The organism is Streptomyces endocoffeicus (assembly GCF_016741935.1).
GTDB classification, from domain to species: domain Bacteria; phylum Actinomycetota; class Actinomycetes; order Streptomycetales; family Streptomycetaceae; genus Streptomyces; species Streptomyces endocoffeicus.
In genome coordinates, this window is sequence record NZ_JAERRG010000018.1 from 76104 (window position 1) to 88288 (window position 12185).

Annotated in this window: 10 protein-coding genes; 5 read left to right on the top strand and 5 right to left on the bottom strand. The window is 72.4% G+C overall.

Annotation, left to right across the window (positions count from 1 at the left end):
• Window positions 1-80 precede the first annotated feature (80 nt).
• The gene (locus JK364_RS34860) at window positions 81-1745 is read left to right on the top strand and encodes an IlvD/Edd family dehydratase (RefSeq protein ID WP_230992986.1); all 1665 of its coding nucleotides are present in this window, start codon (window positions 81-83) and stop codon (window positions 1743-1745) included.
• Window positions 1746-1824: 79 nt separating this feature from the next.
• On the opposite strand, the gene JK364_RS34865 is transcribed toward JK364_RS34860, so the two are convergent.
• The 4 genes from JK364_RS34865 to JK364_RS34880 all read right to left on the bottom strand — a co-directional run bounded on the left by JK364_RS34865 (window position 1825) and on the right by JK364_RS34880 (window position 6034).
• The gene (locus JK364_RS34865) at window positions 1825-2835 is read right to left on the bottom strand and encodes an alpha/beta hydrolase fold domain-containing protein (protein ID WP_201855364.1); all 1011 of its coding nucleotides are present in this window, start codon (window positions 2833-2835) and stop codon (window positions 1825-1827) included.
• Between the two features lie 132 nt (window positions 2836-2967).
• Complete coding sequence (locus JK364_RS34870) at window positions 2968-3741, bottom strand: TIGR03943 family putative permease subunit (RefSeq protein WP_201855365.1); 774 nt, start codon at window positions 3739-3741, stop codon at window positions 2968-2970.
• Window positions 3738-4751, bottom strand: a complete 1014-nt coding sequence (locus JK364_RS34875; protein ID WP_201855366.1) for a permease — start codon at window positions 4749-4751, stop codon at window positions 3738-3740. The genes JK364_RS34870 and JK364_RS34875 overlap by 4 nt, the downstream gene beginning before the upstream one ends.
• Before the next feature lie 128 nt (window positions 4752-4879).
• The gene (locus JK364_RS34880; protein WP_201855367.1) at window positions 4880-6034 is read right to left on the bottom strand and encodes a Gfo/Idh/MocA family protein; all 1155 of its coding nucleotides are present in this window, start codon (window positions 6032-6034) and stop codon (window positions 4880-4882) included.
• A gap of 111 nt (window positions 6035-6145) precedes the next feature.
• Between JK364_RS34880 and JK364_RS34885 the strand changes: the two genes are divergently transcribed.
• Entirely contained in the window at window positions 6146-7153 is a 1008-nt protein-coding gene (locus JK364_RS34885) for a LacI family DNA-binding transcriptional regulator (RefSeq protein ID WP_201855368.1), read from the top strand.
• Window positions 7154-7259: 106 nt separating this feature from the next.
• Complete coding sequence (locus JK364_RS34890) at window positions 7260-9839, top strand: alpha-L-arabinofuranosidase family protein (protein WP_201855369.1); 2580 nt, start codon at window positions 7260-7262, stop codon at window positions 9837-9839.
• Window positions 9840-9883: 44 nt separating this feature from the next.
• Here the strand turns inward: JK364_RS34890 and JK364_RS34895 are convergent, their stop codons facing one another.
• Window positions 9884-10123 carry a hypothetical protein gene (locus tag JK364_RS34895; protein ID WP_201855370.1) on the bottom strand — a complete coding sequence of 80 codons (240 nt, stop codon included), beginning with the start codon at window positions 10121-10123 and terminating at the stop codon, window positions 9884-9886.
• Between the two features lie 158 nt (window positions 10124-10281).
• Between JK364_RS34895 and JK364_RS57145 the strand changes: the two genes are divergently transcribed.
• Together JK364_RS57145 and JK364_RS34905 are read left to right on the top strand one after the other, a co-directional pair.
• Window positions 10282-11478, top strand: a complete 1197-nt coding sequence (locus JK364_RS57145) for a sensor histidine kinase (protein WP_201855371.1) — start codon at window positions 10282-10284, stop codon at window positions 11476-11478.
• A 15-nt stretch (window positions 11479-11493) separates the two neighbouring features.
• Window positions 11494-12153 carry a response regulator transcription factor gene (locus tag JK364_RS34905; RefSeq protein WP_201855372.1) on the top strand — a complete coding sequence of 220 codons (660 nt, stop codon included), beginning with the start codon at window positions 11494-11496 and terminating at the stop codon, window positions 12151-12153.
• The last annotated feature ends 32 nt before the right edge of the window (window positions 12154-12185 follow it).

Below are 12185 nucleotides of genomic sequence, written 5' to 3' on the forward strand. Positions count from 1 at the left end.
GGAGTGCAGAAGTGACTGACACGGGAACACACGGACGTCGGCGCAGCGCGGCCTGGTTCGGTGCGGAGGGCCGGTCCGGGATGGTCTATCGGTCCTGGATGCGCAACCAGGGCTACACCGGTGAGGTGTTCGACGGCCGTCCGGTGATCGGCATCGCCACGACCTGGTCGGAGCTGGCGCCCTGCAACAGCCATCTGCGGCGGGTGGCGGAGTCGGTGAAGCGCGGGGTGTGGCAGGCCGGTGGCTTTCCGCTGGAGTTCCCCGCGATGGCGCTGGGCGAGACGCTGATGCGGCCCACCGCGATGCTGTACCGCAATCTGCTGGCCATGGAGGCCGAGGAGCTGATGCGGGCCAATCCGCTGGACGGTGTGGTGCTGCTGTCCGGCTGCGACAAGACCACCCCGGGTCTGCTGATGGCCGCCTCCAGCGTCGATCTGCCGGCCATCATGGTCACCGGCGGCCCGATGCTGAACGGCAAGTACCGGGGCGGGGACGTGGGTTCGGGCACCCAGGTGTGGCGGTTCGAGGCCGAGTTGGCGGCCGGGCGGATGACCCAGGAGGAGTGCTTCTTCGCCGAGGGCTGCATGGCCCGGTCCAACGGGCACTGCATGACCATGGGCACCGCGTCCACCATGGCGTCGATGGCCGAGGCACTCGGTATGCAGCTGCCCTATTCGGCGAGCTGGCCGGCGGTGGACTCGCGGCGGTACGAGACGGCGCAGCGCGCCGGGCAGCGGATCGTGGCCATGGTGGAGGAGGATCTGCGGCCGTCGCAGATCATGACCCGGGAGGCGTTCGAGAACGCGATCCGGGTCAACGCGGCCATCGGCGGCTCCACCAACGCGGTGATCCATCTGCTGGCCATCGCGGGGCGGCTGGGGGTGCCGCTGGCTCTCGACGACTTCGACGCGCTGGCCCGGGAGGTGCCCACGCTGGTCGATCTGCAGCCCTCCGGACGGTTCCTGATGGAGGACTTCTGCTACGCCGGTGGACTGCCGGTGGTGATGCGCGAGTTGGGCGCGCTGCTGCACCCGGAGCCGACCACGGTGACCGGCCGTACGGTGGCGGAGAACGTCGCCGACGCCGAGTGCTGGAACCGTGAGGTGATCCGGACGCTGGACGACCCGTTCCAGGAGGCGGGCACCGGCACCGCCGTACTGCGCGGCAATCTCGCGCCGAACGGCGCGGTGATCAAACAGTCCGCCGCGTCCCGTCATCTGCTCACCCACCGGGGCCGGGCCCTGGTGTTCGACACCCCGGAGGACTACCTCGCCGTGCACGCGGATGAGGACCTGCCGGTGGACGAGAACACCGTGCTGGTGATCCGGGGCAGCGGCCCGCGCGGCTACCCGGGCATGCCCGAGGTGTCCAATGTGGTGCTGCCGCCCAAGTTGCTGCGCAAGGGCGTGGAGGACATGGTGCGCGTCTGTGACGGCCGGATGTCCGGCACCGGCTTCGGCACCGTGGTGCTCCATGTGTCCCCCGAGTCCGCCGTCGGCGGCCCGCTGGCGCTGGTGCGCGACGGCGACTGGATAACCCTGGACGTCCCGGCGCGCACGCTGACCCTGGAGGTGGGCGAGGAGGAGCTGGAGCGCCGGCGGGCCGCCTGGGAGCCCCCGCCGCCGGTCGCCGCCCGGGGCTGGAGCAGGCTCTACACCGAGCATGTGCTGCAGGCGGACCAGGGCCTTGACCTGGACTTCCTGGTCGGTGGCAGCGGACATCCGGTGCCCCGCGAATCCCACTGACCACTGACTCTCACGGTCGTGTGGTGGTCCGCCCACGGATCACCACACGACCGTCCGTACGATCACCGCGCAGCGGCCATCAGCGGGCCAGGAGCCTGCGCAGCCACCGCAGCCGAGCCGCCCGCGCGTCCCCCGAGACGGCCGCCCGCGGCGCCATGCCCGAGAATCCGTGGAAGGCACCGGGCCAGACGTGCAGTTCGGCCTGTCCCCCGGCCCGCCAGATGCGGCCGGCGTAGTCCACGTCCTCGTCGCGGAAGGTTTCCGCGGCCCCCACGTCGATGAACGCGGGAGGCAGACCGGACAGATCCGTCGCGCGGGCCGGTGCGGCGTAGGGCGAGACGTCGTCGGTCCCGCGTGCGGCGCCGAGCAGTGCCGTCCATCCGGCCTCGTTGGCGGCCCTGTCCCACACCCCGACACCGGCCATCTGCCGGGCGGAGGGCGTGTCGTTGCGGTCGTCCAGCATGGGACACATCAGCAGCTGGCCGGACAGGGCGGGGCCACCGCGGTCCCGGGCCAGCAGGGCGACGGCCGCGGCGAGACCGCCGCCCGCGCTGCCCCCGACGACGATGACGCGCCCGGGGTCGATGCCCAGCTCGGCGGCGTGTTCGGCGGTCCAGGCCAGACCGGCGTAGCAGTCCTCGACCGGCCCGGGGTGCTGGGTCCCCGGCGCCAGGCGGTACTCGACGGAGACCACGGAGAGCCCCAGTTCCTGGGCGAGGTCGAGCATCTCCGGCAGGCCCGTGCGGTTGTCCCCGACCGTCATGCCGCCGCCGTGGATGTGGTAGAGCACCGGCACCTCAGTGGCCGCGTCCGCCAAGCGGCAGATCAGCAGGGAGACGTCCGGCGCGCCCACCGGGCCGGGGACGGACCGCTCCTCGACCCGGAAGACCCCGTCGCGCTCCAGGGCCTCGTTCGTCACCGGCTCCATTCCGGGCACGTCCCGAGGGGGTGTCGCACCCGGATCGGCCCCGGAGCCGCCGGGGGGCAGGAGCTCATGGATGGCCGCGAGCGCCGTGGCGAGTTCCGGATCGAACGGCGGCGGTGGCCCGAGCGGTGCCGTGACCGCCCGGTCCGGCGAGGTGTGCTCCATGGTCGGCTCCCAGAGTGGTGGCAGCGAGAACTCCTATGGCCGGCCGCCCACTGCCCCAAGATCAGCAGCCGTCCGGCGGATTCTACCGACCGAGTGGCGGAGCGGAAGGGCGGCCTGACGATTGGTCAGCCATCAGCCGTTCCAGCTCTCGTCGTACGGATCGCGCGGGGCCGGGACCGGCCTGGACCGGCTGACCTCGAGGTACGGGATGGCGCCACCGCCCACCGGGTCCTTGGTCCGCTCGCGGGTGTAGGTGCCGATGACCTGGAGCCAGGTGTCGGGTTCCAGCACCGCGGGGATCCGCCCGGTCAGGCCGATCTTGACGGGCTGGGCGTCGGCGGCGCAGCAGTTGAGCGCCATCCGGACGAGGTAGGGGGCGCCGTGGCCGTCGAGGGCGACAAAGCCGGTGATCTTGACCCTCCGGTGCTCCAGGGAGCGCCCGTGGTCGTACACCGCGCGCCCGGCGTAGTCGGCCACGTTGAGCGGCAGCGGATCCCCGGCGGGGAGGGCGGGGAAGCCCCAAGGGCGTTGCAGCGCCGTGCCGGTGTGCATGGCGGTGTACGAGCCGAGCGCGGGCGGCGCGACCAGGATGAGGGCGAACAGCGGGAGCACGAGGAGCCAGGAGACACGTGGTTCCCGGTGGGCGTGGCCGCCTTCGCCCTCCCCATGGCCCTCTTCGCCTTCCCCCGCGTCCTCTTCGCCTTCCCCCGCGTCCTCATCGGCCGGGCGCGGCCGCCGCTCGTACCAGACGGTGGCGACGGCGGCCGCCATCAGGACGACACCCGCCGCGAGGAGCAACGGGCGCAGCCCCGCCTTCACATAGCGCAGATAGAGGTCGGTGGATCCGGCTCGCAGCACCGCCCCGCCGACCAGGAACAGCACGATCGCCTGAGCCTTCCGGTTCACAGCAGCACCGCCCCGACCAGGGTCGACACCAGGACGGCGAGAACGAAGGTGGCGGGCGCGAACCGCAGCGCGAACCCGCGGCCGAACGTGCCGGTCTGCATGGCGAACAGCTTCAGGTCGATCATCGGCCCGACGACGAGGAACGCCAGCCGGGCGGTGAGCGAGAACTGCGACAGGGACGCGGCCACGAAGGCGTCGGCCTCGGAGCAGATCGACAGCAGCACCGCGAGGACCGCCAGGGCCAGGATCGACACGACCGGGTCATCGGCGGCGCCGCGCAGCCAGCTCGCCGGCACCACGGCCTTGAGGGTAGCCGCGGCCATCGCGCCGACGACGAGGAAGCCACCGGCGTGCATCACATCGTGGCGTACGGACGCCCAGAACGCGGCGCCCTTCCCATGGCCGTGGAAGGCGGGGCGGGCCGGTGGGCGCAGCCAGTCGGCCCGCCCCAGCCGCTGCCACAGCCAGCCCATCGCACACGCCACGAACAGACTCGCCACGAACCGGGCGAACACCATCTGCGGCTGGCGGGGGAACGCGACGGCGGTGGCGGTCAGCACGATCGGGTTGATCGCCGGGGCGGACAGCAGGAACGCCAGCGCCGCCGCCGGGGTGACGCCGCGGCGCACCAGCGCCCCGGCCACCGGTACGGAGGCGCATTCACAGCCGGGCAGCACCGCCCCGGCCATGCCCGCCACCGGCACCGCGACCGCGGGCCGCCGCGGCAGCGCACGGGCGAAGAACGACGGCGGGACGAACACCGCGATGAGCGCCGACAGCAGCACCCCGAGCACGAGGAAGGGCAGGGCCTGGAGGACCACCGCGGTGAACACGGTCATCCAGCTCTGCGCCACCGGAGCCGACAGCGCCCGGCGGACCGGCCCCTGGGCGACCACCACGAGGAGCAGCAGCATGATGAGGCCGAGGGAGGAGTCGAACCGCCCGCCCCGCGGCTCGCCCGCGTCGCGGCGGCCGGCCTCGGTCGGGGCCGGTTCGGTCGTGGTGGTCACGGGTGAGGTACCTCCGGCGTCGAGGGTGCGTGGCGCGGTTCCCCGCCCCCTCCAGTACGCCGGTTCGGGCCCGTGTGCTCACCGCAGCCGCCATGAGCCGGAAGTCACCATGGCGTCGGCCGCTTGGCTCAGCCGGGGCTCACCCAGGTGCCCAGTTCGGCGGAGCGGGTCATGGCGTCCAGCACGGTGGCGCTGTGCACGGCGTCGTCCAGGGTGGCGCCGTGAGCGGTGCCCTCGGCCATGGAGCGCAGGAAGTGGTAGGCCTCGATCACCTTCAGATCGTCATAGCCCATGCCGTTGGCCGAGCCGGGCTGGAAGGCGGCGTACTCGCCGTGCCCGGGGCCGACGTACACGGTGGACACGGGCTGGTCCTGGTACGCGGTGCCGCGGCTGACGCCGAGTTCGCCCATGCGCCGGAAGTCCCAGAAGACCGCGCCCTTGGTGCCGTGGATCTCGAAGCCGTAGGTGTTCTGTTCACCGACCGAGACCCGGCACGCCTCCAGCACCCCACGGGCGCCGGAGGCGAAGCGCAGCAGACAGGAGACGTAGTCCTCGTTCTCCACCGGGCCCAGCTCGCCGCCGGTGGCCCGGGTGTGACCGGCGGTGGCGCCGGTGGGGCGGGCCCGCTCGGGCACGAACACGGCGGTGTCGGCGGTCAGCGCGTCGATCTCGCCGAGCAGGAAGCGGGCCAGGTCCACCCCGTGGGAGGCGAGGTCGCCCAGCACTCCGCTGCCGCCGCGCGCACGTTCGTACCGCCAGGTCAGGGCCCCTTCGGGGTGGGCGGCGTAGTCGCTGAAGAGGCGGATGCGGGCATGGGTGACGGTGCCGATCTCCCCGGCGGCGATCATGGCCCGGGCGGTCTGGACGGCGGGTGCGTTGCGGTAGTTGAAGCCGACCGCGCCCTGGACCCCGGCCTCGGCCACGGCCCCGGCGACCGCGCGCGCGTCGTCGGCGGTGAGCCCGACCGGCTTCTCGATCCAGATGTGCTTGCCCGCCCGGGCCATGGCGACGCCGATCTCGCGGTGCAGGAAGTTCGGCGCGGCGATGCTGACCGCCTGGACCCGGGGGTCGGCGGCGACCTCCTGCCAGTCCCGGGCGGCGGTGGCGAAGCCGTACCGCCCGGCGGCCTCCTCGGCCCGGCCGGGCACCTCGTCGGCGACGGCGACGAGTTCGGGCCGTACGGACAGCCGCGGGAAGTGGTGCGGCAGCCGGACGTACGCCTGGGTGTGCACCCGTCCCATCCAGCCGAATCCCACGACGGCGACCCCGAGCGTACTCACCATGACTGCCCTTCTTTGGACCGTTCCAGATCTCTCTCGGCCCACACTGAGAGCCCTCTCCGCAGGTGTCAACCCCTTTGACAACCGCGTCCGCCATATGGAACGGTCCAGACCATGAGACCACCGACGATCCGCGATGTCGCCGAACGGGCCGGAGTGTCGAAGTCGCTGGTCTCCCTGGTGCTGCGCGGCTCCCAGCAGGTGCGCCCCGAGAAGCGGCGGGCCGTCCTGGCCGCCGTCGAGGAGCTCGGCTACCGGCCCAACGCCGCCGCGCGCAGCCTCAGCGAGCGGCGCACCCGGACCGTCGGGGTGCTCCTCAACGATCTGCGCAACCCCTGGTTCGTGGAGCTGCTCGACGGCCTCAACTCCGAGCTGTACGCCGGCGGTCTGCGGACACTGCTGGCCGACGGCCGGCTCAACCGGCGGCTCGGCGAGGACCTCACCCACACCTTCACCGAGCTGCGGGTGGACGGCCTGATCGCCGTGGGCACGCTCCCGGACCCGGCGGCGGTGCGCACGGCGGCCGCGCGGGTGCCCACGGTGGTCGCGGGCACCCGCGAGCCCGTGCTGCCGAACGTGGACATCGTCGCGGGCGACGACGAGCTGGGCGCCCGCCTGGCCACCGAGCACCTCATCGGCCTCGGCCACCGGGACATCGCCCATATCGCGGGGCAGGGCGTGGTGGGCGAACTGCGCCGCCGTGGCTTCGAGGCGGTCATGCGCGAACACGGCCTGTCCGGGTCGGCGGCCGTGGAGCAGGGCGATCTGACCGAGGAGGGTGGCTACCGGGCCACGGTCCGGCTGCTGGGCGCGCCGCACCGGCCCACCGCCGTCTTCGCGTTCAACGACATGGCCGGGGTCGGCGCCCTGTCGGCCGCCGAGGAGCTCGGCCTGCGGGTGCCGGGCGAGCTCTCCCTCGTCGGCTACGACAACACCTACCTCGCGCGGCTGCGCCATCTGTGGCTCACCAGCGTGGACAACGCCGGTCATGACATCGGCCGCCGCGCCGCGCGCCGCCTGCTCGACCGGATCGCCGACCCCGCCCGCCCCGGCGAGGTGGCCCTTACCGCCCCGGTCCTCGAGGTCCGCGGCACGACGGCGCCGCCGCGTCCGGCGGACTGACCGTCGCGCACCGGCCATTGACGCTCCGTCGGTCCCCTGCCTATCGTCCGTTCGAAGTACTGAGCGATGTCCGATATTTCGAACATACTGCGGTACAGGAGTCGCCATGCGATCAACGGGACGTACCAGACGGGGGCTCGGCCTCACCGTGAGCGCCCTGCTCAGCACCTTGCTCGCCGCCGCGTTGCTCACCGACCCCACGGCCGCCGGGGCCTCCTCCGCGGCCGTGACCGACTACTCGATCACCGTCGATCCGGACAGCGCGGGCCCGGAGATCGACGACGCGATGTACGGCGTCTTCTACGAGGACATCAACCGCGCGGCGGACGGCGGGCTGTACGCCGAGCTCGTCCAGAACCGGTCCTTCGAGTACGGCACCGCCGACAACGCCTCGTACACCCCGCTCACCTCATGGGCCGAGACCGCGACCGGCGGCGCCACCGGCACGGCGCGTGTGGTGAACGACGCGGCGCGGCTCAATGAGAACAACCGCGGCTATCTGCGGCTGGACCTCCGCGGGGACGGCAGCGGCACCGGGGCGGGGTACGGCGTCACCAACTCCGGCTACAACACCGGCATCGCCGTCCAGACCGGAAAGAAGTACGACTTCTCGGTGTGGGCCCGCACCGACAACCCCTCCGGCACCCCGCTGACGATCGGTCTCCACACCGCCTCGGGCTCCACCGCGCTCGCCACGCCGCTGCGCGCCACCGTGCGCGGGGACCGCTGGACGAAGTACACCGGGACGCTCACCGCGCGCGCCACGGACACCACCGGACGGCTCGCGGTGACCGCGGGCGGCGGTGGCACCGTCCGGCTCGACATGGTCTCCCTCCTCCCCCGGGACACCTACAAGGGCCGCCCGAACGGGCTGCGCAAGGACCTCGCGGAGAAGATCGCCGCGCTGAAGCCGGGCTTTCTGCGCTTCCCGGGCGGCTGTCTGGTCAACACCGGAAGCCATAGGGCGTACGAGGCGCCGGACTGGGAGCGCAAGCGGTCCTACCAGTGGAAGGACACCGTCGGTCCGGTCGAGGAGCGGCCCGCCAACGCCAACTTCTGGGGCTACAACCAGTCCTACGGCCTCGGCTACTACGAGTACTTCCAGTTCGCCGAGGACATCGGCGCCACACCGCTGCCCGTGGTGCCCGCGCTCGTCACCGGCTGCGGCCAGAACAAGGCCACCGACGACCCCGAGCTGCTCAGGCGCCACATCCAGGACACCCTCGACCTGATCGAGTTCGCCAACGGGCCGGTGACCTCCCCGTGGGGCAAGAAGCGCGCACAGATGGGGCATCCAAAACCCTTCGGCCTGGACCGTCTGGAGGTGGGCAACGAGGAGAACCTCCCCGACGCCTTCTTCGAGCGCTTCACCGAGTTCCGCGCGGCCATCGAGGCCAAGCACCCGGAGATCACGGTGATCAGCAACTCCGGGCCCGACGACAGCGGTGTCACCTTCGACCGCGCGTGGGAGCTGAACCGCGCGGCGAAGGTGAAGATGGTCGACGAGCACTACTACAACAGCCCGCGGTGGTTCCTGGAGAACAACAACCGCTATGACTCCTACGACCGCCAGGGCCCGAAGGTGTTCCTCGGCGAATACGCCTCGCAGGACAACCGCTTCGGAAACTCCCTGGCCGAGGCCGCGTACATGACCGGCCTGGAGCGCAACGCCGATGTGGTCAAGATGGCCTCCTACGCCCCGCTGCTGGCCAACGAGGACTACGTCCAGTGGCGGCCGGATCTGATCTGGTTCGACAACGCCGCCGCCTGGGGCTCGACCAGCTATGAGACCCAGAAGCTTTTCATGAACAACGTCGGGGACCAGGTGGTGCCGAGCCAGGCGTCCGCCACCCCGTCCCTCCCCTCCGGCCCGATCACCGGCGCCGTCGGCCTGTCCACCTGGGCCACCAGCGCCGCGTACGACGATGTCCAGGTCACCTCGGCGGACGGGTCCACCCTGCTGAGCGACGACTTCTCCGGCGGCGACGGCAAGTGGACCAAGGCCACCGGGACCGGTTCCTGGCAGGTGCGGGACGGCGCGTACGTCCAGTCCGACACCGCCGCCGAGAACACGATGGTCACCGCGGGCGACAGCGGCTGGCAGAACTACGACCTGAAGCTGAAGGCCACCAAGCGTGCGGGCAGCGAGGGCTTCCTCATCGCCTTCGGGGTCAAGGACACCGGCAACTACTACTGGTGGAACCTCGGCGGCTGGGGCAACACCCGGTCCGCCGTGGAGAAGGCCACGGACGGCGCCAAGCAGACGATGGCCGAGGACGGCACGAAGATCGAGACAGGCCGGGCGTACGACGTGCGGGTCGAGGTCCGCGGCCGGCAGGTGACGCTGTACCTGGACGGGAAGAAGTGGGGTTCGTTCACCGATGACAAGGTGGCCGAGCCGTTCCGCCAGGTGGTGACCCGCGACAAGGCCACCGGTGAGCTCATCGTCAAGGTGGTCAACGCCCAGGACGCCGCCGCCCGCACCCGGATCGGCCTCGGCCAGGGGGTCACGGTCCGGCGGACCGCACGGCTGACCACGCTCCAGGGCGCCCCGGACGCGGTGAACACCGCCACCGATCGGCCCATCAGGCCGATCGGCTCCACGTTCGACGGTGTGGACACCACGTTCAGCTACACCTTCCCGGCCAACTCCATCACCTTCATGCGGATCGCCACGCGGAAGTGAGGCGGACTCGCGGCCGGTGACCCGAGCGGTCACCGGCCGCGGTCTCATCCGCGGCCTCGATCGCCGAACGCGCCGCCCGCCGCGCCCACCGCCAGGCCGATGACGACCATCACGACATAGCTGTACACCTCATAGCCCTCGGGGACGAGGAAGCGGACGAACCCCATGAAGTGGAGCCAGCCCCACCATTCGTGCAGCAGACCGCTTCCGCCGCCGACGACAAGGGTGAAGGAGAGCAGATGCGACACGGCGGTGAGCGGGGCGGTGTCCTTGGCGGATGTCATGGCCCGAACCTAGGCGGGCCGCTCCCGGCGGCGGATCGGGCACAAGACGGCGCGGCGATGACCAAAGGACACCGTCCGCCACCGGGGAGTGGTACTTAAGTATCCGCCCGCGGGACGGATCCCCGCTCGCCCGCCCGGTCCGCGTAGATTTCCGGGACATGCGCCGCATCCACCGCACCCGCCGGGACTGGGCAGCCGATCTGGGGCTGATGCTCTTCGCCGCCTGTTTCGCCGCCGCCAGCTCCGATTCCCTCCCGATCGAGGAGGACCTCGATCCGCTGTGGCTGACCGTCGATCAGGTGATCGGCGGGCTGGGGTGTGCGACGGTCCTGCTGCGGCGGCGGTGGCCGGTGGCGCTGGCGGTGGCGCTGCTGCTGGCGGGCAGCGAGATGTCGCACTACCTCACCGGTCCGGCGATGGTGGCGGTGTTCACGGTGGCCGCGACCCGGCCGTGGCGGGCCACCGCGTGGGTGGCGGCGGTGGCCTTCGTACCGCTTCCCGTCTTCCTGTGGCAGCTGCCGGAGGTGTCCGGGGACCGGAAGAGCTCGGCGCTGACGTACTTCGCGCTGATCACCGGGGCCATCGGCTGGGGGCTGTTCCGGCGGTCCCGGCAGCAGCTGATCGCCTCCCTGCGGGAGCGGGCCGAACTGGCCGAGACGGACGCGGAGTTGCGGGCCGAGCGGGCCCGCCGGGAGGCGCGGGAGGAGATCGCGCGGGAGATGCACGATGTGCTGGGGCACCGGCTGACGCTGCTGAGCCTGCACGCCGGGGCGCTGGAGTTCCATACGAAGGCGCCCCGCGAGGAGATCGGAAGGGCCGCCGGGGTGATCCGGGAGAGCGCCCGCCTGGCGCTGAGCGATCTGCGTGCGGTGATCGGAGTGCTGCGCGCGGGACCGGCGGAGGACGAACGGCCCCAGCCCGAACTGGCCGACCTGGCCCGGCTGGTGGCGGAGGCCCGGACAGCGGGCGGCCGGATCGAGCTGACCGGACCACCCGACAACCCGGCCCCGCCGCCCGTGGTGGGGCGCACGGCGTACCGCATCGTCCAGGAGGCGCTCACCAACGCGCGCAAACACGCGCCCGGCGCGGCGGTCACGGTACGGGTGGCCGGAGGCCCGGCCGACCGGCTGACGGTGGAGGTCCACACCGCGCCGCCGCCCGGGGCGGCCGCGGACACCGGCGGTGGCGAAGGCGGCCGTGCCGAAGGCGGCGGGCAGGGGCTGATCGGGCTGGCCGAACGGGCCCGGCTGGCGGGCGGTGAGCTGAGCGCGGGCCCGGCCCAGGGCGGCTTCCGGGTGCGCGCCTGGCTACCCTGGCCCGCGGCGGACCCGGTGTCCGCCGCGGGCCAGGGGTGAGGGAGGACGGCGCGGGTGATCCATGTCCTGCTGGTGGACGACGACGCGATCGTACGGGCCGGGCTGCGCCTGATGCTGGGTGGCGCCCCGGACATCGAGGTCGTCGCGGAGGCCGCCGACGGGGCGGAGGTGCCGGCGCTGGTCGCCGCGCACCGGCCCGATGTGGTGCTGATGGACATCCGGATGCCGGGCGTCGACGGACTGACCGCCACCACCGAGCTCCGGGCCCGGCCGGGCGCCCCGGAGGTGCTGGTGCTGACCACCTTCCACACCGACGGCCATGTGCTGCGGGCGCTGCGCGGCGGCGCGGCCGGGTTCCTCCTCAAGGACACCCCGCCGCGGGACATCGTCACGGCCATCCGCGCGGTGGCCGCCGGGGATCCGGTGCTCTCCCCCGCCGTCACCCGCCGGCTCATCGAGCAGGTGGCGGGCGGTGGGCAGGAGGACCGGGCCACCGCCGCCCGGGCCCGGCTGGCGCTGCTGGGCGAGCGGGAGCGGGAGGTGGCCCGGGCGGTCGGGCGGGGCCGCTCCAACGCGGAGATCGCCCGGGAGTTGCATCTGGCGCTGCCGACGGTGAAGGCCCATGTGTCGCGCGTCCTGACCCGGCTGGATCTCAACAACCGTGTCCAGATCGCCCTGCTGGTCCATGACGCCGGCGCGTCGGACGACGGCTGAACGCCGCTCCGCGCGTCTCGGGGTGTGAACCC

Coding starts and splice junctions, on each gene's coding strand:
- JK364_RS34860 (WP_230992986.1), top strand. CDS start 81: ATGGTCTATCGGTCCTGGATGCGCAACCAGGGCTACACCGGTGAGGTG.
- JK364_RS34865 (WP_201855364.1), bottom strand. CDS start 2,835: ATGGAGCACACCTCGCCGGACCGGGCGGTCACGGCACCGCTCGGGCCA.
- JK364_RS34880 (WP_201855367.1), bottom strand. CDS start 6,034: ATGGTGAGTACGCTCGGGGTCGCCGTCGTGGGATTCGGCTGGATGGGA.
- JK364_RS34885 (WP_201855368.1), top strand. CDS start 6,146: ATGAGACCACCGACGATCCGCGATGTCGCCGAACGGGCCGGAGTGTCG.
- JK364_RS34890 (WP_201855369.1), top strand. CDS start 7,260: ATGCGATCAACGGGACGTACCAGACGGGGGCTCGGCCTCACCGTGAGC.
- JK364_RS34895 (WP_201855370.1), bottom strand. CDS start 10,123: ATGACATCCGCCAAGGACACCGCCCCGCTCACCGCCGTGTCGCATCTG.
- JK364_RS57145 (WP_201855371.1), top strand. CDS start 10,282: ATGCGCCGCATCCACCGCACCCGCCGGGACTGGGCAGCCGATCTGGGG.